This window comes from Neptunomonas marina, from assembly GCF_004005935.1.
Lineage (GTDB): Bacteria > Pseudomonadota > Gammaproteobacteria > Pseudomonadales > Balneatricaceae > Neptunomonas > Neptunomonas marina.
Map to the genome: position 1 here is coordinate 875305 of NZ_SACQ01000001.1, position 25379 is coordinate 900683.

The 25379-nt window shown below is 50.2% G+C and carries 24 protein-coding genes and 1 pseudogene; 14 read left to right on the forward strand and 11 right to left on the reverse strand.

The features are described from left to right. The first annotated feature begins 14 nt into the window (after positions 1-14). The 6 genes from EOE65_RS04160 (at position 15) to EOE65_RS04185 (ending at position 4205) form a co-directional block, all read left to right on the forward strand. Positions 15-1460, forward strand: a complete 1446-nt coding sequence (locus EOE65_RS04160) for a GAF domain-containing protein (RefSeq protein ID WP_127693025.1) — start codon at positions 15-17, stop codon at positions 1458-1460. Next, positions 1460-2026 (forward strand): biliverdin-producing heme oxygenase, encoded by a 567-nt coding sequence (locus tag EOE65_RS04165; protein ID WP_127693026.1) that lies wholly within the window; start codon positions 1460-1462, stop codon positions 2024-2026. Before EOE65_RS04160 ends, EOE65_RS04165 begins: the two co-directional genes overlap by 1 nt. Before the next feature lie 83 nt (positions 2027-2109). Next, positions 2110-2595: a GNAT family N-acetyltransferase gene (locus EOE65_RS04170; protein WP_206052602.1), complete on the forward strand. Its 486-nt coding sequence runs from the start codon at positions 2110-2112 to the stop codon at positions 2593-2595. 64 nt (positions 2596-2659) lie between these two features. Continuing rightward, a complete protein-coding gene (locus tag EOE65_RS04175; RefSeq protein ID WP_127693028.1) occupies positions 2660-3148 on the forward strand; it encodes a DUF1003 domain-containing protein in 489 nt (162 codons plus the stop codon). 82 nt (positions 3149-3230) lie between these two features. Then, positions 3231-3773, forward strand: coding sequence for a hypothetical protein (locus EOE65_RS04180; RefSeq protein WP_127693029.1), 543 nt, complete (start codon positions 3231-3233; stop codon positions 3771-3773). 24 nt (positions 3774-3797) lie between these two features. Then, the gene (locus tag EOE65_RS04185; RefSeq protein ID WP_127693030.1) at positions 3798-4205 is read left to right on the forward strand and encodes a DUF2391 family protein; all 408 of its coding nucleotides are present in this window, start codon (positions 3798-3800) and stop codon (positions 4203-4205) included. On the opposite strand, the gene EOE65_RS04190 is transcribed toward EOE65_RS04185, so the two are convergent. The 3 genes from EOE65_RS04190 to EOE65_RS04200 form a co-directional block, all read right to left on the reverse strand. Further along, positions 4158-4928 carry a glycerophosphodiester phosphodiesterase family protein gene (locus EOE65_RS04190; RefSeq protein WP_127693031.1) on the reverse strand — a complete coding sequence of 257 codons (771 nt, stop codon included), beginning with the start codon at positions 4926-4928 and terminating at the stop codon, positions 4158-4160. The genes EOE65_RS04185 and EOE65_RS04190 overlap by 48 nt on opposite strands. Before the next feature lie 108 nt (positions 4929-5036). Further along, positions 5037-5705 (reverse strand): carbonic anhydrase, encoded by a 669-nt coding sequence (locus EOE65_RS04195; RefSeq protein ID WP_127693032.1) that lies wholly within the window; start codon positions 5703-5705, stop codon positions 5037-5039. Between the two features lie 103 nt (positions 5706-5808). Then, the gene (locus EOE65_RS04200) at positions 5809-7656 is read right to left on the reverse strand and encodes a sensor histidine kinase (RefSeq protein ID WP_127693033.1); all 1848 of its coding nucleotides are present in this window, start codon (positions 7654-7656) and stop codon (positions 5809-5811) included. 89 nt (positions 7657-7745) lie between these two features. Between EOE65_RS04200 and EOE65_RS04205 the strand changes: the two genes are divergently transcribed. Next, complete coding sequence (locus EOE65_RS04205; protein ID WP_127693034.1) at positions 7746-8165, forward strand: BLUF domain-containing protein; 420 nt, start codon at positions 7746-7748, stop codon at positions 8163-8165. Between the two features lie 38 nt (positions 8166-8203). Here EOE65_RS04205 and EOE65_RS04210 read toward each other — a convergent pair whose 3' ends face one another. Then, a complete protein-coding gene (locus EOE65_RS04210) occupies positions 8204-9226 on the reverse strand; it encodes a zinc-binding alcohol dehydrogenase family protein (protein WP_127693035.1) in 1023 nt (340 codons plus the stop codon). 117 nt (positions 9227-9343) lie between these two features. Between EOE65_RS04210 and EOE65_RS04215 the strand changes: the two genes are divergently transcribed. Together EOE65_RS04215 and EOE65_RS04220 are read left to right on the forward strand one after the other, a co-directional pair. Then, positions 9344-10285: a LysR family transcriptional regulator gene (locus tag EOE65_RS04215; RefSeq protein ID WP_127693036.1), complete on the forward strand. Its 942-nt coding sequence runs from the start codon at positions 9344-9346 to the stop codon at positions 10283-10285. Continuing rightward, entirely contained in the window at positions 10282-10740 is a 459-nt protein-coding gene (locus EOE65_RS04220; protein ID WP_127693037.1) for a macro domain-containing protein, read from the forward strand. The genes EOE65_RS04215 and EOE65_RS04220 overlap by 4 nt, the downstream gene beginning before the upstream one ends. Here the strand turns inward: EOE65_RS04220 and EOE65_RS04225 are convergent. The 3 genes from EOE65_RS04225 to EOE65_RS04235 all read right to left on the reverse strand — a co-directional run bounded on the left by EOE65_RS04225 (position 10682) and on the right by EOE65_RS04235 (position 14475). Then, positions 10682-13366, reverse strand: coding sequence for a glycosyltransferase (locus tag EOE65_RS04225; protein ID WP_127693038.1), 2685 nt, complete (start codon positions 13364-13366; stop codon positions 10682-10684). The two genes, EOE65_RS04220 and EOE65_RS04225, sit on opposite strands and share 59 nt — an antisense overlap. Positions 13367-13509: 143 nt before the next feature. After that, positions 13510-13929 (reverse strand): Hsp20 family protein, encoded by a 420-nt coding sequence (locus EOE65_RS04230; protein ID WP_127693039.1) that lies wholly within the window; start codon positions 13927-13929, stop codon positions 13510-13512. A gap of 120 nt (positions 13930-14049) precedes the next feature. Beyond that, a complete protein-coding gene (locus EOE65_RS04235; protein WP_127693040.1) occupies positions 14050-14475 on the reverse strand; it encodes an immunity protein Imm33 domain-containing protein in 426 nt (141 codons plus the stop codon). A gap of 226 nt (positions 14476-14701) precedes the next feature. Here EOE65_RS04235 and EOE65_RS04240 point away from each other — a divergent pair, with 226 nt between their 5' ends. From EOE65_RS04240 to EOE65_RS04260, 5 genes are all read left to right on the forward strand, one after another. Then, positions 14702-16810, forward strand: a complete 2109-nt coding sequence (locus tag EOE65_RS04240; RefSeq protein ID WP_127693041.1) for a methyl-accepting chemotaxis protein — start codon at positions 14702-14704, stop codon at positions 16808-16810. Positions 16811-17004: 194 nt separating this feature from the next. Next, positions 17005-18288 (forward strand): IS1380 family transposase, encoded by a 1284-nt coding sequence (locus tag EOE65_RS04245; protein ID WP_127693042.1) that lies wholly within the window; start codon positions 17005-17007, stop codon positions 18286-18288. Between the two features lie 260 nt (positions 18289-18548). Next, entirely contained in the window at positions 18549-20255 is a 1707-nt protein-coding gene (locus EOE65_RS04250) for an MBL fold metallo-hydrolase (protein WP_127693043.1), read from the forward strand. A gap of 123 nt (positions 20256-20378) precedes the next feature. Next, on the forward strand, positions 20379-21350 hold the full coding sequence (locus EOE65_RS04255) for an IS5 family transposase (RefSeq protein WP_127693044.1): 972 nt from the start codon (positions 20379-20381) through the stop codon (positions 21348-21350). A 270-nt stretch (positions 21351-21620) separates the two neighbouring features. Next, a complete protein-coding gene (locus EOE65_RS04260; RefSeq protein ID WP_127693045.1) occupies positions 21621-22508 on the forward strand; it encodes a DMT family transporter in 888 nt (295 codons plus the stop codon). A gap of 55 nt (positions 22509-22563) precedes the next feature. Here EOE65_RS04260 and rimK read toward each other — a convergent pair whose 3' ends face one another. The 4 genes and pseudogenes from rimK to EOE65_RS04275 all read right to left on the reverse strand — a co-directional run bounded on the left by rimK (position 22564) and on the right by EOE65_RS04275 (position 25299). Continuing rightward, a complete protein-coding gene (gene rimK, locus EOE65_RS18100) occupies positions 22564-23463 on the reverse strand; it encodes a 30S ribosomal protein S6--L-glutamate ligase (RefSeq protein WP_206052614.1) in 900 nt (299 codons plus the stop codon). 81 nt (positions 23464-23544) lie between these two features. Next, a pseudogene (locus tag EOE65_RS18105) lies at positions 23545-23964 on the reverse strand (ATP-dependent zinc protease family protein); the annotation flags it as partial. Positions 23965-24132: 168 nt separating this feature from the next. Beyond that, the gene (locus EOE65_RS04270) at positions 24133-24603 is read right to left on the reverse strand and encodes an Lrp/AsnC family transcriptional regulator (RefSeq protein WP_240656905.1); all 471 of its coding nucleotides are present in this window, start codon (positions 24601-24603) and stop codon (positions 24133-24135) included. Positions 24604-24705: 102 nt separating this feature from the next. Next, a complete protein-coding gene (locus EOE65_RS04275) occupies positions 24706-25299 on the reverse strand; it encodes a pyridoxamine 5'-phosphate oxidase family protein (protein ID WP_127693047.1) in 594 nt (197 codons plus the stop codon). Positions 25300-25379: the final 80 nt, after the last annotated feature.

The window sequence follows — 25379 nt, forward strand, 5'->3', positions numbered from 1 at the left end:
CTAAGGAGTCACGGATGACGGACCGTTTTATCGAATCATGTGAACAGGAGCAGCTGCACTTAAGCGGCCATATTCAGGCGTTCGGAGCGTTGCTGATGGTGGATCATGAGAGCTGCGTACGCCATGTTAGCGCAAACTTTTCAGCCTTAGCTATCACCGAGCAAACGCCCAAGGTCGGCGAGCGGGTGTGTGCGCCGATTGACGCGTTGCTGCGTAATTATCAAAGTACCTCGTGCACGTCTATCTTTGGTTTTTCTGGCGTGAATGAAGCTTTCTCTGTTTGGGTGACACCGCAACCGACGGGGACTTTGCTGGAGTTCGCGAAGGCCGCTGAAGGGAGTGTTGTAACTATCACGGAGCCTGAGTTTCCAGCCTTTCGTGATGAAGATGAGCGTAACTTCTATCGACACCAGCTACTCGAATGGGTAGCGCATGTTACTGGTCATCAACGCGTCATGTACTATCAGTTTCTTGAGGAGGGCGACGGTCAAGTAGTCGATGAATACGTCGCGTCAGATGTGCAGGGGTCCTATTTGGATCTGCATTTTCCTGCCAGTGATATTCCCAAAGTGGCTCGGCGTATTTATGAGAAGACACCGTGGCGCCAAATTGCTGATGCAACGTCCGAAGCTGTTCCCATAAAGGGGGAAAGCCATCTTGATCTCACACTGAGTTGCTTACGAAGTGTTTCGCCCTATCATCTTCAATATATGAGCAACATGGGGGTCGAGTCATCGGTCTCTTTTTCAATAGTAAGCCAGAATAACCTGACAGCCTTGCTCTCTTGTCAGTCTATGACGCCTCGCACTTTATCGTTAGAGCTTTTGAATTACATATCGAGTATCGTCGACACGTTTTCTTTACGCGAACGCGGTTGGGAGTCTCAGGCGCGGTTTGCCTTTTTAGACACACTCAATCTTGGCTCCGCAGCGCTTAAAAGTTTATTGGGGCAACCTCAACTCAATGATGGACTTTGGTCTGAGATCATCAACGTTCTCATGCAGCAGTTTGAAGCCGATGGTGTGGTTATCTGTACAGATGAGATGCTGTACAGCCACGGTATTAGCTTTGAGAGCGATATTCTCCAATTAGTGGACGGCTGGTTTGTCGAGCAGGAGGAGAGTATTTTCGCTACAGACTCACTGCTCCGCTTGACGGATGAGCCGTTACTATCGCAAGTCGCTGGGTTTTGTGCGTTTAAAGTGAGGCTAGGGCAGGTGAACCACTTACGCGTTTATTGCTGTCGTCAGGAGTTTATCCATCATGTGAGTTGGGGTGGAAACCCAAACAAACCTAAAGAAACGGCAGGTGCAGGGGTTCCGACATCCCCGCGCTCCTCCTTTGCTCGTTGGGTTGAGAAGCGCCTAGGTCACTCGCGCCCTTGGTCCTCATTGGTAGCTCTTAGACTACACCACTATCGTAAACTGTTTGAAGAAAGCCGTTTTATAAGGAGTCTGTAATGCCGGCTGACTTAGATGTGCGCCGCATACTACGCAAAACTGTAGCGTCTCACCACCGCGAGTTGGACTCTCAGCCTTGTTTTTGCGTGCTCAGAGGCGAGCTTGATCTCACCCGTGAGCGTTATGTGACTGCATTAATGGCGTTGTATGCTCCTCATTTGGCAGTAGAGTCAGAAGTCCTCCGAGGTATTCAAGAATATGGGGTTGACTATCACTTCGAGCCCCGTGCCGCAGCATTGTCAGACGATTTAATGGCTTTAGGTTATGCGCCGGAGGTACACGAAAGCCTAACAATCGTTGATAGCTTAGCCGCGCTTCTAGGCGCCCTGTATGTATTAGAGGGCGGCAAGCGAGGAAGTATTCATATTGAGCGACAAATCATCCAAAACGGGTCACGGCTACCTACATCATTTTTCTCTGCAGGGCATCAGCTAACGTCACTAGAGCCCTTTTGGGCACTCCTTGAAGCGCAGGAGCCATCCACTAGCTTTACCCAAAAAGTTGCAGCAGCAGCGTGCCAAACCTTTGATATATTTATTGATTCAGCTAAACGTTGCAGCCAATGATATGATTCTGGCCTTTAGTTGCCTACTTGCAGAGGATGTGTGTCTGGCGAGAGGGGCGAAATTGTCAGTCGAGGAGTATGTCAGTGTCACAGCTTGAGATTCGTACCGCTACGAAAGCGGATACAGCCACTATTTATCGTTTTGTCATGGACCTAGCGATTTATGAGAAAGCGGAGCAGGAGGTTGTGGCTAGTGCCGCAGATATAGAGGCGTCGTTGTTTGGCGAAGAGAGTACGACCCAAGCGCTAATCTGTGAGCAAGACGGTGTTGCCATCGGTTTTGCCGTCTACTTTTTTAACTATTCGACTTGGTTGGGTAAGCATGGGATTTACTTAGAAGACCTATATGTCTCTCCTGCTTACCGTGGTGTAGGGGCAGGGCAAGCTCTTCTGCAGCATTTAGCGCGTATTGCAGTTAGTAAGGGCTGTGGCCGTTTTGAATGGAGTGTTTTGGATTGGAACACACCCGCCATCGACTTCTATGAGCATTTAGGTGCAGTGGCCCAAAAAGAATGGATTGGCTACCGCCTCGAAGGGGAAGCGCTGCAGCGACTCGCACAACAACGTTGAACAAGGCCTCTGAAATTGCTACCCGGTGCCAGCGATCATTCCGGGAGATAAATCGAGCGAGATTATGAAAAAATACTTTGAAAACTTAGCACGTGCGTTGCTCAATCAACCCTATGGAGAGCTTTCATCAGGCGAACAGAAAGTGATTGAAAGTATCGCTGAGCACCGCGCAGTATCGGAAAACGTCAATCAAACTTTTTCGGAGAGCTTAACCTTTGGGCAAGTGCTGGCTGATAAGATCGCTGCCTTTGGAGGATCATGGTCATTTATCGCTCTGTTCTTTAGCTTTATCATCGGTTGGATGGTCGTTAATACCGTTTGGCTGATTGGCGACACCGCGTTTGACCCTTACCCCTTTATACTGTTAAACCTCGGTTTATCGAGTCTTGCTGCGTTTCAAGCGCCGATTATTATGATGTCGCAGAACCGCCAAGCAGCAAAGGATCGTTTGGAACAAAAGGCGACCTACGAAATCAACTTAAAGCTAGAGCTTGAGTTGATGCGTCTGCATGAAAAAGTTGATGTTTTGCAAAAAGAGATCAGCAACCGTTAAAGAAAGCCCGCGTATGATCTAAACATTTTATTGTCGATGCATAGGCTAGACCGTGTTTAGAGCTTATATTTGGAGTTTATCATTGTTGACTGCGATGGCCGCAGGCGCGTGGTATTTCTATAAGCCGATTAGGCTGTTTGCACCATCGTTTAACGATGTTGTCTGTGTCAACCACTATATTTGTGCTGAAAATCCGGCGTCGATCAAAGTTGCAGCCCAGCTCTACGCAGAGGCCGCCGAGGTACTGCAAGAGAGTATTGCCAAGTTCGATACGCCACCGAAAGTCATTTTTTGTGAGACCTCTGCATGTGTAAAGCGCTTTGGCTTCAATGACGATGATAACGCCCGTACGGTGGGCTCGATTGCAATTCTAGTGGGCCCCAAAGGGTGGCAGACCGAAGAGCTGGTCCACATGATGGTTCACTACAGTGTGAACTCTCGGTTTGGTGAGTGGCATGGTAGCAAAGTACCGCTTTGGTTCGCTGAGGGCTTGGCATATCGGCTAACGAAGACCGGTGGCGGTGACGTCAGTATGGTAGCTTTGAAAAACTACCAAATACAGTTCGAGCGTTGGTACCAAAGTGTGGAGCCTGAAACGTTCTGGGAGTCAGCACGAGCGCTATAAAAAGGTTAATAAAAAGGAGCTTTCGTGGTTACGCGTTTGAGTTTTAACTTGGAGGATGCAAGTCAAATAGCGGTAGGAGCGTTCGCGCTTGCTGTGCCTATTGGGTATACCGAGGAAGCGTGGCGGCTTGGTGAGACGCTGCCGCTGGCGAACCTGATTTTCCTTTTTGTCCTTTCTCTTTTCTTCTTGGCTCTATACACCTATCACAGTGTTTTCGGCGATAACATTCGTGCCCGCAGGATCGTTTTTGTTGCGCGAATAATAATCGCGTACACGCTTACGGCGCTGGTGGTGGCGTTAGTCCTCTTGTCGTTAAATAAGCTTCCGCTACTTGAAGATCCTTGGCTATCGCTAAGGCGAATTATTGTTATCACAATGCCCGCGTCAATGGGTGCAATCGTTGTTGATAGCTTTGATAAAGAGGAGCTGTAGCGGCACCGATAAAAAGTCTTGTGGCCGATCGGACATGACGCCATCAATACCCCATTGCCATAAACTAGTAACGGCGGCAGGGCTGTTAGCCGTCCAACAATACAATTGATACCCCGCATTTTTAACGGCCCGCACTTGTTGGTAATTCAGGCTTTGCCAGTCGCAGTGGATACTGAAAGCGCCGATCTCTTTTGCCAGAATCTCCCAGTCGCTTGGCAAGGTATCAAATATCAGCCCTCGGGCCAGATGGGGTGCATATTGCTTGCACTCAGCCAGTGTTTCGAAATCGAAGCTCGATAGAATTAATTGCTCAGAGGGAAAGGCTGCTCTTTGTAGCGTATCAATAGCAGTAACCGCCATGTCGCGAGCTGAAAAGCCGTGGCGCTTCATCTCTAAGTTCAAGCCAGTACCTTGTTGTTTCAGTAACAGGGCAACCTCTGCAAGTGTGGGTGGTGACTCAGGTGGTAGCTCTGGAAAGCGCGCAGCGGCGTTAATCTGTTTTAAGTCATCTCGGCCAAAATCGCGCAGGGCCCCAGATATATTGCAGCAACGATCAAAGCTATCATCGTGATGGACGATAGGCGTGTGATCGCCCAGCAATGTGACGTCGAGTTCAACCCACGTTATGCCTAGCTCGTGTAGCTTACGAAAGCCTGACAGGGTATTTTCAGGCGCTAAACTGGGTACGCCGCGGTGGCCCATTATGCTCGCTGGAGTGATCACAGCCCTTTGCTCCTGACCTGTTACTAGAAATAAACCCCGTTGTGCTTGAATGCTAGCTTGTGACGTAAACGACAACCCAGCATTCAAGGTAGTGCACTAATCGGTGGGCTAGGCTTCGTTATTGATCTCTTCAATAAGTGACGAATAAAGCGTCTCGAAATCTTGGAACTCGGTGCCATCCTGGCGGCAACAGCGAACCTGACCGTTCTTAATGTTGTAGATCCAGCCGTGTATCTCAACTTTATTAGTCGCTAGTTTTGCCGCAACAATTGGGTGAGTGCGGATATGCTGCACCTGCTGCAGAACATTTTCTTCGATCGCTTCATTCAGGTGCTCGTGGCCGATAGATTGGCCAGAGGCAATATCATGGCGCTCACGGACGATCTCCATTGCAGAGCGAGTATGGCTTAGCCACTCTTTGACGTGGGGAAGCCCCTCGACCGCAGACATATCAAGTGCGCCTTTAATTGCGCCGCAGTCAGTATGTCCGCAGATAATAATATGTTTAATGCCCAGAACAGCAACCGCGTACTCAATAGAAGCGGTCATGCCTCCTGTTTCGTTGGAATGAGGCGGGATGATATTACCGGCATTACGGCAGATGAAAAGATCGCCCGGCTCTGTACCGGTGACTAGGTTTGGATCGATACGTGAGTCCGAGCAGGTGATGAACAGTGTATCTGGGCTTTGCCCATCGGCAAGCGTACCGAAAAGGTCTTTATTCTTTGGGTAAACGTTTTGGCGAAACTCAAGTACACCTTTGACAATCTTCTTCATTCAGGACATCCAACACAACATCAGTAAAGCAAGTTTAAGTTGGGGGCCAAGTATATAGTAGGTCGCAACAACTTGCCTTGTTAAGTTAGGTATATCTACCTATTTAATCAGAGAGCGGTGCAGTCTCTTTGCTAGCAGATGCTACTTGCGGTTGTTGCTCAGGGTAGGGCAGTGACAGCGTAAACTCACAAAACTCGTTAGGGTTGGAGCGCAGTGTTATATCGCCGCCCAATTTACGCGCTAAGTTGTACGTTACTGATAGTCCAAGCCCTGTGCCTTTGCCAACTTGCTTGGTCGTGTAAAAAGGATCAAACACCTTCTTTTGTGCATCGGGCGCGATACCCGGCCCGTTATCGCGTACCGAAATGAAGAGTGTTTCGCCGTTAATGCGGGAACTAATGGTGATGTTGGGGTCTGGATGTGAGATCCCTTGCAACGCTTGTAACGCATTTTTGATTAAGTTGGTAAGGATCTGCTGTACGAAACCTGCATGGCACTTGAGATCAGGTGCCTCGGCGAGGTCCACTTGAATGGTCACTTGCTCGTCGATAAACGGCTTCAGCAGCTTGAGCGTTTGATTAATCGAAGTAGCAAGATCTAACGGAACGGGCGTTGCGTCGTTACCGCGTGCGAAGGACTGCAGGTCGGCAATGATCTCTTTGACACGGTTTAGCCCATCGCGTGATTCCGCCACAATATCGCGGATATCATCACAAACGAACTCCATATCCATTTCGCCGCGCGAGGCACTAATCTGCGACTTCAGCTCAGCGCTGAGTGATTGGTTTCCATGGTCGATGGCCGCCAGAAACTGCTCATGCAGTGACTGCATCGTAAAGATGCTATCAAGGTACTCGTTCATTGAACCAAAATTTGAGAGAACAAACGCCAGGGGGTTATTGATCTCGTGCGCAATGCCCGCCGCGAGCTGACCAACGGTGGCCATCTTTTCTGAATGAGCGAGTTGTGTTTGTGTTTGCTTCAGCTCAACCAGTGTGTTTTTGAGGCGGATATACTGCTGTTTTAGCCTGCGCTCAGCTTCGCGCCGCTCCAGTAGCATGGTGAGTTGTTCAGAGGCTTTTGTGATCACATCAATCTGCCGGATAGAGACCGAATCCATCGCATCTTCGGGGATTAAGAACACCATAAGCTCAACAACTCGATCATAGACCACCAAGGGAAACACAAGGTAACTGCTCAAGGGGCGTTCTAGTTGATCGGCAAGCGCGCTGAACATCGACTGCTCAGGTAGTAGGTCTATCTGTGGCTTACATTCGGTTAGTGCGCGCTGCAAATAGCTGGGTAAGCTAGGAAGTTGCAGGGCTTTGGTAAAACTCGCGTTATGTTGCTCCTGTTGCGGCCAGTGGTGCTTAAGCGTTGCTGAGCCGTCTCGGTCGATACTGATGCGGCATTGGGCCGCTGCACAGCTGATCTGCGCCAGCGAATCACAAAACGATGCGAGTAAATCTGGCAGCCGCTCCTCTGAGCGCGACAGACGAGTTACGCTCATCAGTAGGTCGCTCTCAGCACGATATTGAGCGCGTAGCTGGACCGTCCGTGACCACGTTTTTACGCACCGTTGAATGATATGGCAATTGATCTCTTCGCGCGCCGGCTCCAAGCAAAGGAAGTGGTTGATATCGAACGCTTCGATCCAGTGCAAGGCATTCGGCTCGTAGTCTGAGCTGTGTGCCACCACCAATAGCCTGTCCTTGTCGGCTAGACCATGGCGGATGTAATCAAACCCTTGCTCGGCCAGCTCTGCACTCTGAGGGTCTGTAACCAGAAACACGATCACGCCGGTGGACTCGTTACGTAGAGCTTTTTTGATCGCCCGCGGTGCACCTGCAGATACCGTGGCATGATTGAGGCTGGACAACAGTGAAACAAGCGGTGCTTGATCTAAAGACACTATCAGCAGTGGTGATGTAGACGCGGGCATGTCAGACATTCGCTTACCTCTCCTTGTGCTTTTACTAAACTATAGCTAACTTTTCTTTATTAGCTGTTATTGATGGCATGTGATTAGGGGAGGTGTTTATGGCGAGGGCCGTTCGGTTGGTTTATTACAGCAAGGCAACACGCGATATGAGCCTTTCGGATCTGCGTGACATCTTGCAAACCGCGCGCGACAACAACGGTGATGTCGATGTGTGTGGGATGCTGTGCTATGACAATCGTTACTTTCTACAGGCGTTAGAGGGTGAGCGCGCTGTTGTGAATGAGCTTTACTTGGATATTGCCGACGATGCGCGCCATGATGAGATCATCATCATTAGTTATGCAGAGGTTGAAAAGCCGACCTTTGAGCAGTGGAAAATGGGCTATTCTGCCGGGTCCGATGCGTTTTACACGCTACTCAAGGAGAATGGCCAAAGTGAATTTGACCCAGCTGCCATGAGCGCGAAGCAAGCCGTTGAGTTTTTAACAGCGATGGCTGCCTTTCAAACAGAAGTGTAAAGTAGCCGGTAAAGCGTTTTGCTTTACCGGCCGCCGTTTTAAAAGCCTTCCAGCACAATTTTACCCACGGTTTGGCCGCTCTCAATCGCGCTGTGAGCTTTTTTCAGGTTCTCAGCGTTGATCTTGCCAAAGTGTGTTCCAAGTGTTGTCTTTAACGCCCCGTTATCGACTAACTGCGTGACCTGATGCAACAAATGGTGTTGCTCGTTCATATCGTCTGTGGTGAACATCGCACGGGTAAACATAAACTCCCAATGCAATGAGATCGACTTCATCTTGAGCTTCATAATATCGACCTCGCTGCCCACTTCATCAATAAGTGCAAGTTGACCCTGAGGTTTTAGTACCTCGACGATTTGATCGAAGTAATCGGATGTGTGCGTCAGACTGATCACGTGGCTAACAGCATCAATGCCAAGTGCCGCCAGTTGCGGTGCAAGGGGCTGTCGGTGGTTAATGACATGATCAGCGCCACGCGCTGTAACCCATGCAGCCGATTCATCACGTGATGCCGTGCCGATAACTGTCGCATGAGTGAGCTGTTTAGCTAACTGCACCAAGATAGATCCAACGCCACCGGCGGCTCCAATCACCAGCACATTGGCACTGCGTGATGACGCATCTTGGTTTGGGGTAAAGCCTAAGCGATCGAACAGCAGCTCCCAGGCGGTAATAGCGGTTAGCGGGATCGCCGCGGCTTCTGCATCGCTTAAGGTTGCCGGTGCAAGGGCAGCGATACGCTCATCAACCAATTGGTATTCAGCATTGGAGCCTTGGCGAGTGAGATCACCTGCGTACCAAACACGATCACCGGCTTGGAAGTTCTCAACCTGCTCACCCACGGCAACCACTTCACCAACAGCATCCCAACCAATCACTTTAGGTGCGTCGCCTTCCGGTGCCACGTTACCGCGAATCTTAGTATCCACGGGGTTGACTGAAATAGCGGCAACTCGCACGAGTAGGTCTTTTCCGGTGGCCACCGGAGTGTCTAGTTCGATATCAAGCAGGGCGTTTGGGTCGGATATTTCAAGGGCTGCGGTGTAACCAATTGCTTTCATAATAACCTCGTTGAGTTATGCAGCAGGGCGATACGCCTGCGATAGGGATATTATTCAGCGTCTTAGCTATGCTATAAACAGGGTAATAAGATAAACATATTCAAAAAATATTTGATAATGAAAACAGAAGATCTGCAACTGTTTATCCAAACGGCGGACAGTGGGAGTATCTCACGAGCCGGTGACCGTCTTGGAATAACGCCTGCTGCCGCCAGTGCAGCTATCAAGCGGCTTGAAGAGCAGCTCAACGTAGCACTGTTTATCCGCTCAACACGCCAGATACGGCTGACCCAAGAGGGAGAGCAGTTTTTAGCGCATTGCCGTGAGGCGCTGCACTCGTTGGATGCAGGGTATGCCGCGATGCGTGCACTCAAGGGCAAAGCGGCTGGAGAGCTGCGCATATCAGCGCCGTCCGATTTGGGACGTAACCTGCTGTTGCCGTGGATTGATGAGATCATGGCCGCTCACCCAGACTTGACGATCACATTGCTGCTAGGGGATTCATTGGCGGACTTCTATCTTGACCGTGTTGATCTGGCCATTCGTTATGGCACCCCAGAAGACTCAAGTAAAGTAGCGTTCCATCTAGCAACCACCGAGCGGGTGCTATGTGCATCGCCAAGCTATTTAGCGCGCTTTGGTGAACCTGATACACCTGAAGCGCTTGGCTCGCACAACTGCCTGCGTTACCAGCTAAGCAACCGGTTCAATGACCTTTGGGAGTTTTATCGACGCGATAACCCGGGTGAACATACCACCATGCGCGTTTCTGGTAATCGCAAAACCAATGATGCAGACGCCGTGCGGCTGTGGGCTCTAAACGGGGAAGGGGTTGCGTACAAGTCGCGTATCGATATTCACGATGATCTAGTTGCTGGGCGGCTAGTACCGCTGTTACCGGCTTACCGCTCGGCCCCTGTTGAGCTCTATTTGATCTGCCCAACGCGCGCACAAGTGACTCCAGCGGTGATTATTATCAGGGACCTGCTCCGGGAGCGATTCTCCCAGTATATAGAGGGCCACAACGTGGCAGCCCATCGCGACTCGGAGTGCTTGTGAAAGAGATCACTGGAGATTTAATCGAACTCGCTAAGCAGGGTGAATTTGACGTTATCGTACACGGCTGTAACTGTTTTTGTGCAATGGGAGCGGGGATTGCTGCGGAAATAAAGCAGGCGTTTCCTGAGGCGTACCAAGCAGACCTTGCAACAGCAGAGGGCCAACGGGCAAAGCTTGGCACTTACAGTAGTGCGCAGGTCCAGTGTGGCGCTTATCAGGTTGTAGTTGTGAACGCCTACACCCAGTACCATTGGCGCGGGCGTGGCGTGCTAGTGGACTACATCGCAATTGAGCAGGTGTTTACGGCAATCAAGCGAGATTTTGCGGGTGCGCGTATCGGCTACCCGCTAATTGGCGCAGGTCTCGCTGGCGGTGGCTGGCAACGAATTCGCAGGCTTATTGTGCATGCCTTAGATCAGGAAGATCATACGCTGGTGATGTTGCCTGATCGCTAATACCGGTGGCTGCAATCAAATCCCGCATGATGCGTTCGACGTGGTAAGTGTCGCTGCGCGCTCTGGCCGCTGTGCGCATTACCTCTTGAAGCTGTGTATCTTTTAGGTAGGCGCAAGCGCGCATCGCCATCTCTTCGGGTGTCTCAACAAGATAGCCGCAGCGCTCGTGCTCGATGATATCTTTCGGACCTTTGCAGTTATAAGCGATGACCGGCAGCTCGCAGCTCAGAGCTTCTAATACGACACAACCGAAAGTGTCAAAGCGTGAGGGTAGCAAAAGAAGATCAGCCTGTTTGTAAAGCTCCGGTAAGCGTTCGTATTCGACCCAAGAGATATAATGCGCTTCGGGGAGGATCGCTTGCAGGTTCTCAAGCGCGGGCCCATTCCCTGTGATCCATAGCTCGATATTGGGGATCTGCTCTTTCACGCGATGATATACCAAAGGCAGATCCATCACGCCTTTCTCTTCGCTGATGCGCCCAACAAAGAGTAGCCGTGGCCGACGACCTTCGCGAACGAACGGGGTTGTTTCGCCAAACGCTTCAGGTATCCAGTGCGCTGTGAGGTGAATTTTATCGGAGTTAATGCCCATATCTGGGCCTGATAGCCAAGCGCCGTGGTCGGAGTTCAGTGCGAAGATGCCATCAAACTGCTGATAAAACGTGCGCAACATGCGGCGGATCCGGTCGATCTCCGCTGGTGCGAGCTGCGTTGTTTGGCTCAGAAACTCGAGCCAATCTGTGTGCATGTAGAAGTGGGCGGGTACCGAGAATGCATGTTTAAGAAAGAGCGCTAAACCACCCATTAGAAACTCGGTGGAGCAGATGATACGGTCATATCCGTTGTGCTCAAACACCCGTTGTAACTCAAGTAGATCGGGCAGATAGAAGGTCTGCTCACCTAAGCTGCGCATCTGAAAATGGCTAACTGGGCGCATCACTTTGAGATGTGCTTGGGGCTCAAGTGTCGGGTGGCAGGTTAGGATATCGATGGGATAGTTGTGCTTTTGAATTGCTTTTAATGTGGTATTTAAAGCACTTGCCACCCCGTTTTTGTCAACAAAGGTATCTGTCAGCCACAGAATGCGCTGTGAGTGTTGTCCTTCACCTAGCTCGCCTGCCAGCTCATTCAGAAACTCGCGGTTGCTATAGATCACTTGGCTTGCCGCGAATGACGCCCCAGCAATCACCGCAGAGGCCAGTGCTGGAAAAGTCAAACTATCAAACAGCTTGCCAAGATCTAACTGGGTCATTTGGGTGTTGGTTTTGGTGGGCTCACCACCAAATAGCGTGCGCATATGGGTGGGTAGCTCAAACCGCTGGATCAACTCATTTGTGCTCATATCACCAATTTGCTGTGCTGGCAGTTGATCGAGTTGTTGATGCAGGCGGCGCCACAATACACCGGACACAACATTGTGTAACTCGGGGATACCGTTGCGGATAACATTTAAAAATTCGTCCGGCTCTTTTCGCTGGGTCTTGGCGATATGCTTAATGATCTTAAGCGCCGGTTTGAACTCCTTCGTCACGCCTAGGTTGGCGAGCAGCGCGGGCTTTTTGCCGTGCAGTGCGTCGTGGAAGGTGCGTAAAAAGGTTAGCGTATATTTATGGCGCTTTAGTTCTTGCATTGCGTTGCTGATGGCAAAACAAGCCACCTTATCTTGCAAACTGCCTTTGTGCAGCAGCATCCGCAGTAGTCCCGGATCATCCATGTGGGTGGCCACTTGAGCGAAGTAATCCAAGAAGGTAACGGTGAGCTTTTCCTCTTCGCCCACTTCACCATAGGGCATGGTGTGTCCTGCTCTGAGTGCATCCAATGCAAGAGCGGATAATGGGGTATCTTGGCGCCGCGCTGCTAAGTCTGGCACATACAGCAGAGATCCTGTGCGGCCAGCGAAGATGCCGTTGTGGTCGTCGGAGCCGCCGGTTAACGACTTTTCATAGGGGTTAACGTTGAAGTCTTCGGGGTTTAATCCGTGCTTTTTGCTGTAGTCGCTGATCTTTTCAGGCGTCAGGCTTGCCACCCAGCGTTCGGTGAGATGGTTCTGCCAATAACCTCGCTGCCCATTCAGTACTTCAAAGCGTTTGAATAGCACCGCAAACTTCTCAAGTATCTCAAGCGATGGGCGGCTCTTGTGGGTATAGAAGAACAGAGGGTGTGGCAATACCGCAGGGAGTTGATGCTCGTGCAGATAGCCACAAAACTGATACAGGTTGTGGCGTAGCTGATTGAGCCGTCCCTCCTGCTCGGGGCTGAAGCCGTAAACAAGCACATGAATACTGAGCGCAGAGTCGGGAAAGTGGCAGGTGAACTCAGCCCCCACGAGAATATCGTGCCCCTTGTCCAACAACTCCCAACAGGACCGAGCATTGTTGTGATTGGTCACTGTTATCAGGTCAGTGTGGTTGCGCTGTAACGTCGCGACTAGTTGGTCGGTTTTTAACCAGGTTTCTGGCAAACGCAGTAGGCGGCCCCAAAGTTCATCTGGGATATCGCTGTTATGGTCATGACAATGGAGATCAACGCGCAGCGTGTCTTGTTGCGGGAAGCGGTGGCTCGCGTGCTCTAAAAACTGTTCATACGCCTCACGAATGGCCGTATGGAAGGTGCTGTTGCCCGTCAAAAAATATCTCCGCCTAGCGATTACTCAAAGTGATGGCCGGAGTATAGGAGCGTTTCTTGTAGGAAATGTGACAGCGACTGGAGTGTGCGGTAACAAAAAAGGCCAGCGGATAGGCTGGCCTTCTGACTCGGATGTGAGTGTGTTTAATGATCGATTTCGATCAAACGCGCTTTCATCGCTTCAGGGATTTCTCTCACTAAATCAACGTGCAGCAGGCCATTCTCAAGGTTTGCCTTGACGACATTCACATGGTCGGCCAATTGGAAACGACGCTCAAAACCACGTGCTGCGATCCCTTGATACAGATACGTTTTCTCATCGTCCTCGGGCTGTTTAGCGCCCTTGATTGTGAGGCTGTTTTGCTCCGAATGGATGGTTAGCTCCTCGCGGGAGAAACCAGCAACAGCCATCGTGATGCGGTATTCGTTCTCACCCAGAAGTTCGATGTTGTAAGGTGGGTAAGAGGGCTGTTGTTCGTTGCGGCTGGCGCTATCGATCATGTTGGCCAAACGGTCAAATCCAATCGCAGAGCGGTACAGGGGAGAAAGGTCAAAGTTACGCATAATCATATCCTCATAGATAGCAATATGTTGGTTGCCCATCGTAATGATCGGGCTAGTTAACCGGCCTCCTGTGAGCGCCGGTTAACTTCTATCTTGGGGTATGCCGCAACATTTCAAGGGTTAGTGCGTATTTTCTGGATCGATATTAAAACGATCAACGTCGTTAGTAATGTCAACATCAACACTGGGGGTTGGGATACGGAAGTCATTTACGCGCTCCCACTTATCACTACCTGGGGTGCGTTCCCACACGGTGCCTGCGTTGTATGTCACCAGCTCTGTTAGGCTAGGGTCTAGCTGACACATCTTCTTAACAGGTACCGGAACCATATTGGCCAGTTCATTCTCAAGATACTCTTCGGTTTCATATCCGCAGTACATGCGCCAGCCTGTATCGTTTAAGTGTTCAGGGACGGTTTTGAACATAAAACGCACGGGTACGGTTTCATCGAACACCATTTTGGAAACAAGCGCTAAAAAGCCGTTTTTCGTTTGATTCGTTTCACTCTCTTGCGTTATTGGCTTATCTACGTCAGGAGATTTCATCCACTACCCCGTATTTTATACACGAAAAAAAGACCTATTTTAGACCGTCATTAAACGCTTGAAAATGCATTAGCTTATTGATTTTTCTGTTCTACTTTGACAACACCTTATACTTGACTAGGCTCAATTTAGTACAGCTTTCCTAAACGGTTTGGCTGGGAAACACGTAACCTTAAATCAAAGGCATTCGGCCGTTCCATAACTTCGCTAACGACGAGATCGTTTTATGACGTTTTTTCATAAGATCCAAAACAGAATCGCAATACTCTCGGCATTTTTCCTTATTGTAGCTGTCGCAGTGATGCTAATGATGGTTAAGTGGGGAAATGACCGGCTTCATGATGATGTGATTGAACAGGCCACGGAACGGCTGACCGCTAACGCAACCGCTGAGTTATCCGCTATCGCACGGGCAGAGGCAAATAGCATCGCTCAGGAGATGGCGAACAGCACGGATGTTGCGCTAAGCCTAAAGCAAGTGATGGAGAGCTTTATTGAGCGTGGATTAACGCAAAGCGTCAGCCGTGCTGATATCTCCGACTTAACAGGCGATATTCTGGCAAAAAACCAGAGTGTGGCCGGCACCTATATCGCGTGGCTGCCAAATAAAGTGGACGGCTCTGACAGTTTGTACGCCGGCCAAGCAGATCATACTCATGAATCTGGCCAGTTTGCTCCTTATTGGTCACGTGCCGCCGATGGCAGTATGGCGCTACGTCCACTTGGTATTCCTGCCAGCGGTCAATCTGGCACAGCAAGCAGTGACGCTTGGTATACCTGCCCACTACAAACGAATAAAACCTGTTTAACCGAGCCTTACACTTGGAAACTGCAAGGTAAAACGGTTGTGGGGACATCGATCACTGCACCGGTGACTGTTAAAGGGGAAGTGGTTGGTATGGCAGGTGTAGATATCGTGCTGGACTACCTCACCGCCCTTGCCCAGAAGACGTCAGATAACCTGTACGATGGTAAAAGCCGCGTTCGAGTTGTCAGTGCAAAAGGTCTGATTGGCGCAGATTCGTTGGCGCCTGAAAACAACGGCCAACCGTTGAGTGATGACTACATCAGCAATATTCAGCAGCTACTGGCTTCTAATACGGTTGCTGTCGTTGATCACCCCGATGATTTGGTGGTGGTTGCTCCAATCTTTGTGCCTGCATTGGATTCCCAATGGGGCGTCATCATCAATGTGCCGAAACAACTTGCGTTGGCAGGTGTTGAAGAGACGCGCTCTGTACTGGATGCCGGTTTTGCAAGCAACCTAACATCGATGTTGATCTCTGGGCTTGCTGTGGCACTGGTTGGCGCAATTTTGATGGCGATTGTGGCACGCTCTATTGCTCGTCCTATTTTGTCTGCGGCGGAGCTGGTGAACACGCTGGCCAACCAAGATGGCGATCTCACCCAGCGTATCGATATGGCAGATCGTAAGGATGAGATCGGTTATCTCGCAACGGGTATCAACAGCTTTATTGAGAAAACCCACCATATCGTGAAGGATATCGCCGGTGAGATGAACAGCGTTGAGGGTTCAGCAAACCGTGCGTCGGCTATCTCCCAAGATACCAACGCGCGCGTACAATCCCAGCGCCAAGAGATTGAGTTGATTGCGGTTGCGATCAATGAGATGTCTTCTGCGGCGGGTGAAGTGGCTCAAAGCTCCGCGGCAACAGCAACCGCTGCGAATGAAGCCACGGAAGCCGTGCAACAGGGCGCTAGTAACGTGCAGCAGAATGCATCGACGATTCGCTCTATGGGCGCTCGTATGGATCAGGTGAGTGATGTGATGGATCAGCTTGCCAAAGATAGCGAAGGTATCAGCCACATTGTTGAGGTGATCAGCGATATCTCTGAGCAGACGAACTTACTGGCGCTGAACGCGGCTATTGAAGCGGCGCGTGCGGGTGATCAAGGACGTGGTTTCTCGGTTGTTGCTGATGAAGTACGTAATCTGGCAACGAAAACACAGCAATCAACCGCTCAGATTCAGCAACTGATCGATAAGCTGCAGGAGCGCTCTGCTCAAGCGGTGGTAGAGATCGAGAAGAGTACAGAGTACACGCAAAGTTGTATCTCTCAGGCGGATGAGGCGGCGCAACAGCTAGATGCTGTGGTGTCGGCGATCAACCAAATCGATCAGATGAGCACGCAGATCGCTAGTGCATCTGAGCAACAACGTGCTGTAACCGAAGACGTGACTGCAAACGTTGAGCGTATCTCAGCGGCGGTTAACGCTGTTGCAGAAGATGCCAACTCCACAGACGAAGAGAGCCACCGTTTGCTAGCGTTGGTGAAATCTCTTGAAAGCCAGTTAAAACGCTTTAAGTTTTAAAAGATCGCGGCGGCAGCCAGTGTGGTTGCCGCCTTCTTTTTCCTCTTCCTCACAATAGTTCGTTTTATTCCTCTCTTTTACACCTGACTCCGTGACTTAAAACTCAGCTCGCATCTCCACACACCTGTAAACACGCGGCCTGCGGCGGTAAAATGGACGCCATTCTCGATTCACCCAGACAGTGATATCTGACTATGCGTACCTTCAAGCTGGAACAGTCCAAAACCGAGATTATCACACCCCACGGCGGTCTGGCGCTGGTTGGCCACAGTGTCAACAGAATGACCTCCCTGGCTAAGACCTCACGCACCATCGTCAAGCGCCATGGCATCGCCAACATCGATCTCATTCGCACCTACCTGGGGTTGATTTGCCTGGGCAAGAGCGATTTCGAAGCTGTCGAGCACGCACGCCATGACCCCTTCTTTAAAGCGGCCATGGGCATCAAGCAATCACCTTCATCCGCTCGGCTGCGTCAGCGTTTCGATGAAGATGCCAGGGTACTGATCCCGTTGTTGGATGAAGCCAGTGTCGAGTTTCTGTGCAAGGCGTCTGTACCTGTCGGCACCCTTGCCACCGGTCACGCGCCGCTGGATATAAACGTATTCCCCATGGACAACAGCAACACTAAGAAAGAGGGCGTGGCCTACACCTACAAGGGGCACGACGGCTACGCCCCCATCGCGGCCTACCTGGGCACGGAGGGCTGGTGTCTGGGCTGTGAGCTGCGACCGGGTAACCAACACGCCAACAAGGAGTTGCTGCCTCGGGTGCGTCAGCTGACCGATGCACCGCTACTGGTACGGCTTGACAGCGCCCATGATGCCGCCGAGAACCGCGCGTACTTCCGTACGCACGGGGTGGACTACCTGATCAAGTGGAACCCTCGCTCGCAAGATGGTTTGGCCTGGGTTGACAAGGCTCATGCGGCTGGCGCACTCTGGTGCCATACTCGGCCGGGCAAAATGGAAACGCTGCTGAGCGAGCGGCTGGATGGCACTGAAGACCGCCTGATCGTCAAGGTGACGGTGCGCCACAGTGACAGTACAGGGCAGCTGTTTCTGGAGCCCGAGGTGAGCCTGGGAGGCTGGACGACCTCGCTCAAGCCGGACGCGGTGGATCATGCCAAGGTGATGGCGCTCTACCAGGATCACGCCACCAGCGAACAGTTCCACAGTGAGTTCAAGACTGATCTGGATCTCGAACGTTTGCCGTCAGGGAAGTTCGATACCAACGACCTAGTCATGGCGTTTGCTGTACTGGGCTACAACCTATTGCGCTGGATGGGACAGCGCGTACTGCTGGGACCGGATGCGCCGGTGCGTCATCCGGCTAAACGTCGGCGGCTGAAGACCGTCATGCGGGAGCTGATGTATATGGCCTGCCGCCTGGTCAGCAGCGGTCGCCGTCTTTACCTGCGTTTTGGCCAACATTGCCCCGGGTTCAGGGCGTTCGGTTGCATCTACGAGTCGATCTGATCCACTCGGCTTAACTCACCTCGTTCAACCGCCAAGCCACAAAGCGCCATGCATGGCAGGATATTTTGTGGTTCCCGATAGCATTCAGAGCAAAAAAACGTCGGAGAAGACGGTGAATGATGCTGCAGTAGCGCAGACGCGGCGGCAGAATCCGGATAAGATCGAGCGGTGTTAAAGGGCACGGTCATACTCAGGGCAGTGACACCGCAACGACAGATGAAGTCACTGATTCAGGTTAAGCATACATACGAGGATAGATTATGCTGAAGGTTAAATTTTTAGGTGCGTATGAAGGTATCACTGGCTCATGTTCTTGGCTCTGGCACACAGATTCAGATACTCAGTTCCTAGTGGATTGTGGTATGCATCAAGGAACACATGAGGAAGAATGGAAAAACTACAAGCCGTTTGAGTTTGAAGCTCGTAAGATCCAGTATGTATTGCTAACACACGCTCACATTGATCACTGTGGGTTGCTACCAAAGCTTGTAAAGAATGGCTTCAAAGGTTGGGTTTACTGTACGCAAGCGACGCGAGATATCGCAGAACTGATGTTACGAGACGCTGCTAAGATATCTGATCTATTTAACGAGTCGGATGTAAATTTAATAAAGTGGCATGTTATAGATGTAGGAGGCTTTCATTGGAATAAAACTCTGCGTCTTTCTGATGGGCTTTCAGTTGTTTATAAGCGTGGAAGCCACGTATTAGGAGCCTGTAGCGTTTCTATTATGTGGTCTGATAAAGATCATGAAGGATTAAAAAGTATCCACTTTAGTGGCGATATCGGATCTCAAATTGAAGGTAATTGTTATCTTCCGATTATGAAAGATGATCATTATCCATATCCTAAGTCCGATTATATCGTCGTAGAGTCGACGTATGGTGCTACTGAACGAGATAGTCATTTTAAAAACCATGAAAACCGTATAAACGAACTTGGGTCTATTATAAGCAAGACTGTATTTGAGAATAATGGCACCGTGCTGATACCAGCTTTTTCCTTCCATCGAACACAAGAGCTAATATTCGATATACTCGCATGGCAATGGAAGTACTGGGGGGAAAGTTCAAGTAAGGATCTGATGGGAGCGCTTATAAAAAAAGAAGATGAAAGTAGCACTTATGAAAGTCCTTTAAGAGTGCTTTGTGACAGCCCTCTCGGATCTAAAGTTAATAAAGTTTATGGTGAGCAGCTACTTAAAATATTGGCGAATGGTAAATATCAATATCTCAACTCTGAATTAGCAGACCGGTTGAAAAGCGATGAAAAAGAAGTAGCAAGAATATTTAGAGATCTAGATAGCAATGGCTGGATCTATCGTAATGGCCATATAGTTAAGTGTCTTCGTCCTGAAGATCGTGAAAAGAAAAAATCTAATCAAAGAATTAATAAAAATATTAAACGCTATGGGGTTATTATAGCTAGTTCTGGCATGTGTGATCATGGTCCAGTAGTAAGTTACTTAAAGGAAATTAGTAGAAATCCGAACAACACAATTGTGTTAACGGGTTATCAGTCTCAAGGATCAATGGGTAGATACTTATTAGAAAGGTCAGAGGCTGCGCCAGGTAACGAAACAGGTGCTAATATTGTTAACATGTCTGGGTTTTATTCTGCACATGGAGATCAGGAAAAAATTGTAGATTATATTTTTTCACTAGGGACGCTTGGTGCAGATTCTCGTTCAGCACGCGTGTTTATAAACCATGGCGAGGCTACTAGTAAGTCTTGTTTGCAGGGTGCAATACGGCATAGAGCGGATCAAGCGAAGCAGGGAGATAGGCTGGTTTCCTCTGTAGAAATCGCGAGATCTTCATGGTTTGATCTGAGTAGTGGTCGCTACTTAGAGGAGTCAAATGATAGAGGAGATACGCTTATTGACCGCCTCTCATCGATCGAAGACAAGTTGTCTCGACTAACCGACGAGCTGGCAAACTTGCAACTGGATAGGGTTCGCCGATAACCATCGCGAGAACCATTAATTTTATCGAATGTGCGGCGAAAGGCGTTCCCCTTTCATTAGGGAAGCTGTGATCAAGTCCGCCACATGGGATAATCTGACTGCACATGATCGAGGACGCATAAGATGGATAAGCAACTTACATTCGCGGACAGCGAGTTCAGCAACAAGCGCCGTCAGACCCGTAAGGAGAAGTTCCTGGGCCGAATGGACAAGCTGATTCCATGGGCGCGTCTCGAAGCTGTTATCGAGCCCCACTATCCCAAGGCTGGAAATGGCCGTCGGCCTTACCCGTTGTCCACCATGTTGCGCATTCACTGCATGCAGCAGTGGTATAACCTCAGTGATCCAGCCATGGAAGATGCGCTGTACGAGATTGCCTCAATGCGGCTGTTTGCAGGCTTGTCACTGGATAAAGCCATTCCCGATCACACCACCATTCTGAAGTTTCGGCACTTGCTCGAACGCCACGATCTGGCCCGACAGGTTTTTGAAGAGGTGAACCAAAGGCTGTCTGAGGCCGGTGTCCTTCTGAAAGAGGGCTCACTGGCCGATGCCACCATCATCGAAGCCCCTAGCTCCACCAAGAACAAAACGGGCGAGCGTGATCCCGAGATGCACCAGACCAAAAAAGGCAATCAGTGGCACTTCGGGATGAAGGCTCACATCGGGGTTGATGCCCGCACCGGCATCACGCACAGTTTCACGACAACTGCGGCCAATGAGCACGATCTTAATCAGGTTGATCAACTGCTACACGGTGAAGAAGCATTCATCTTTGCTGATGCGGGTTACCGGGGTGCCGAAAAGCGAGACGAGCTGAAAGATGTCAGCGCGGACTGGTACATCGCCGAACAGCCAGGGAAGCTGAAGACACTCAAAAAACACCCTCGGATCAATAAGGTCAGAATCCGCACCGAGTATTTGAAGGCCAGCCTCCGCGCCAAGGTCGAGCATCCGTTCCGGATCATCAAATGCCAGTTTGGTTTTGTAAAAGCACGCTACCGTGGCCTGAAGAAAAATGACTGCAAGCTGGCCATGCTGTTCGCGCTGGCCAACGTTGTGAGGGTAGACCAGATGTTAAGAGCGCAGGGATAATCCGTCTGTACTGTCTGAAAAGGCGGTTGCAGTCGGTTAAAAAGGGGTAAATGTGCGCATTTTATGCCCCAGATACAGAGAAAAAGCCGTTTTGATGGCTCATCGGGGACTTGTTCATACGTTCCATAGTTTATGCTTTCGATTCGTAAGTTTTATGTCTAAATCACCTTTGAAATTTAGGTATATGACTTACTAATCGTTAGAAAAATGCTGTGTTAATTGATGTGAGCCTCATAAAATAACGCCATATTTTTTACCGAGGGATGACGCGTGTTTTTTTCAGTCTCACATCTACTCCTGATCGCTGTTGCGGCCATTTGGGGATTTGCATTTGTTGCGCAAAGCGCAGGGATGGACCACCTAGGTCCGCATAGCTTCAACGCTGCGCGGTTCTTGCTAGCCACACTCTCGCTGTTGCCGTTGTGGTTTATGATGCGCCACAAGCGTGAAAAGCAGGGCAAAGCGCTTATTTGGGGCGGTATCGCCGCGGGTATTGTCATGTTTGGTGGCTTTACCATGCAGCAGGTAGGTTTACTTGATACAACCGCCGGTAACGCCGGTTTTATTACCGGTATGTATATCGTGTTGGTGCCCATTGCGGGTGTGCTGCTTGGCCACTCCACGAACATGCAAACGTGGGCAGGTTTGATCTTGGCAGTGCTTGGGCTGTACAGCCTGACGATTGGGCCTAACTTTTCGATGGGGCAGGGTGATCTACTGGTCTTAATTGGTGCCTTTTTCTGGACCGGGCACGTCCTGATTATTGGCTGGATCTCTCGCAAAGTGGATGCCATCAGCCTCTCCATCGTTCAATTTGTCGTTGCAACTGTGCTGGCTACCGGCTTCGCGGTAGCGCTCGAAACCCCTGACATGGGTGGTTTCACCTCCGCATGGTTGCCGCTGGTTTATGCCGGTGTGGCTTCAAGTGGTATCGCGTTTACCCTGCAAGCGATTGCGCAACGTAAAGTAGAGCCGAGCGTGACTGCCTTGATTCTCTCTACGGAGGCTGTATTTGCAGTGCTTGGGGGCTGCTTGTTACTCAATGAGCCTTTTGGTGCGAAAGAGGCGCTAGGCTGTGGCTTAATGATGATCGGTATGGTGGTCACCCAGTGGCCGGTTAAACGCCGTAACGACGTTGTCGCTGAGCCCCTTAGCTAAATAAAAAGGGTAGGCCTTATTGGGCCTACCCTGATATGCGCAGGTTTACATTCGCCTACTCTGATGCGTCAGTTTTCCACTTTAATTTCTTCTCAATCGCTTGAATCATCAAGCCCGCAACATCTTTCCCTGTCGCACCTTCGATTCCTTCAAGGCCAGGGGAGGAGTTGACCTCTAACAATAGTGGGCCTTTTGCCGAGCGGATAATATCAACCCCCGCCACCTGTAATCCCATCGATTTAGCGGCTTTAATAGCGATCTTTTTCTCATCCGCAGTGGGAGAGATCAAACTTGCGGTGCCGCCTTGGTGGATGTTCGCTCTAAACTCACCGGGCTCTGCTTCACGTTGGATCGATGCGACAACCTTGCCATCCACAACGAAGCAGCGGATATCTTTGCCGTTGGCTTCCTTGATGAACTCCTGCACAAGAATGTCAGCTTTCAGGCTCTTGAACGCGTTGATCACACTCTCGGCGGCTTTTTTCGTCTCGGCTAGCACAACGCCGCGCCCTTGAGTTCCCTCAAGCAGTTTAATGATCAATGGAGCACCACCCACCATATCGATAAGGTCATCGGTTTCTAGGGGCGAGTTTGCAAAGCCTGTGATCGGGATGTCGATCTTGCTCTCAAACAACAGCTGTAAAGAGTGCAGCTTGTCGCGCGACTGGGTAATCGCCTCAGCGGTGTTTAAGCAAAATACGCCCATCGACTCAAACTGGCGCGTCAGCGCACAACCGTAAAACGTCATACTGGGGCGAATGCGCGGAATAACCGCGTTTAGATCGTTGAGTACTTTACCGCCGCGATAGTGAACTTCCGGGTTGCCCGCATCCATTTTCATATAGCAGTGTTTGATATTGAGGAAGACCATCTCGTGGCCGCGCTCCTCACCCGCCTCAATAATACGGCGGTTGCTATAAAGGTTTGGGTTGCTAGCAAGTACACCAATTTTCATGCCTTTCTTGGGCGATTTTCTAGGCACGTAAAGCTCGCTTAACTGCTCTTGCGAGTAATTACCTAATGCGAAGGACTGATCGGGATCTACGATCAGTTTGCCTGACATCGCTTCGCGCCCAAGCAGCATTCGATAGCCCATAGCGTCTCGATTAGCTAGGGTGAGTTCTACATCCCAGCTCTGGTCACCAATGGCGATACTGGTTTTAATCACGTAGCGCTTTTCAGAACTACCGCTGGAGCTTTTCACGCTGCGACGATCAAAAATAGGGGCTTCGCAGTTGACCAACGTTTTTCTGTTGTCTTGCAAAGGGCAGACGTCAAAGCGTACCCAGCTAACACCATCGCGCTGGAACGGCTGAATATTCAACGCATGAATGGCCGATGTCTTAGCACCTGAGTCGACTCTGGCTTTAATTGCTGGAATGGCAAGTTGTGGGAACTTGCACCACTCTTCGGCGCCACACAGGTTTTTTTCTATCGTCACGCGCTTAATCCTCACTGATAGTTTTTGAATAGTGCAATTTGAACCTTGTTTTTAAAAAGAAACAATCTTTATTTTAGCGCAGCTGATACCACCGCGGTGAAACTTGAGGTTACGCAATAATTCAAGGCGCGTTGTATGTAACGGTACGTAAATTACGCGGCAGATTATCCGGTGTATATGGCGCTAAGAGGAGAAGGTCGCTGGCACGACGCGCTCTACCGGTGTTGATAAGATCATCATGGTGTTGGTATCGCTCATGTCGATAAAAGACTCGAGAATCGCATCCAGTTGCGCCATGGATTCAACCGCGAGCTTCACAAGAAACGCTTGCTCGCCGGTGACGTTTAAGCATTCGATCACTTCATCGCAGTTAAGCAGCAGTGCTTTGAAGGCGCGCTCTTTAGTTTGGTAAACCTTGCACTGAACGAGCGCAACAATAGGATAACCAAGCTTATCGAGATCAACTTTGAGCGCGTAGCCGGTAATCACACCTGCCTGTTCCAGTTTGCGGATACGCTCGGCAACAGCGGGCGCGGAAAGGTGCACTTTCTTGCCAAGCTCTGCGTAGCTGATACGTGCATTTTTCTGTAATTCGGAAATAATTTTGCGATTGATACTATCGACCATGGTTGCCTTTGGAAATGTCGTTATCACTGCGCGCTACTATCGCAATTCGTAGCACCTCCGACAAGCGATTCGGTGTCAAAAAAAGGCGAAGCGCTCCATGCCAGAGTCGCTTCGCGAACAACGCTCTGCTCAGGCGTTGGGGTCAAAGGGTTCAAATTCGCCATAAACCTGATGAATGGGTAAAACACCGGATGTGAACGGCAAATCGAGATCTGCCGGATCGTCTTCAGGGCCTGTTGCGCGCACTTTTGCAGAGACATGCTCCAGTGAGATGGCAATGACGCTGGTGGCTTTCATCTCGGTGGCATTGGGTGGGCGCGTCTCTTTTGAGCGGCCTTTTTTAAACTTCTCTAGCAGGGCATCTAACGCTTCGCGTTTCTCTTGCTCGTCTTCAACCAATTTAGGCGTGCCAAACAGCATGACCGAACGGTAGTTAACCGAGTGGTGAAAGGCTGATTTCGCAAACACAATGCCATCAAGTGCAGATACCGTGATGCAAGTTTTACCCTCCGTTAGAATGGCGTTAATCAGGCCGTTTTTGCTGGAGCCATGGATATAGAGCGTATCGCCGATACGCCAATGCAGGTTGGGCTGCACCGCAGGGTAACCATCCACCACACCGCCGATGTGGCAAAGGTATGTATCATCAAGGATTTGATTGATCTGCTCTCGATTATAAACAGCACGTTTTAAACCGCGCTTCACCTGTGTTTGGGGCTGCATAGTTCCACTCTCAGCTTTGTCGTTATCGGTTGGAACAGCGTATAGTGGCCAGTGGTATCTAAGAAGATCCAATTCTAAGA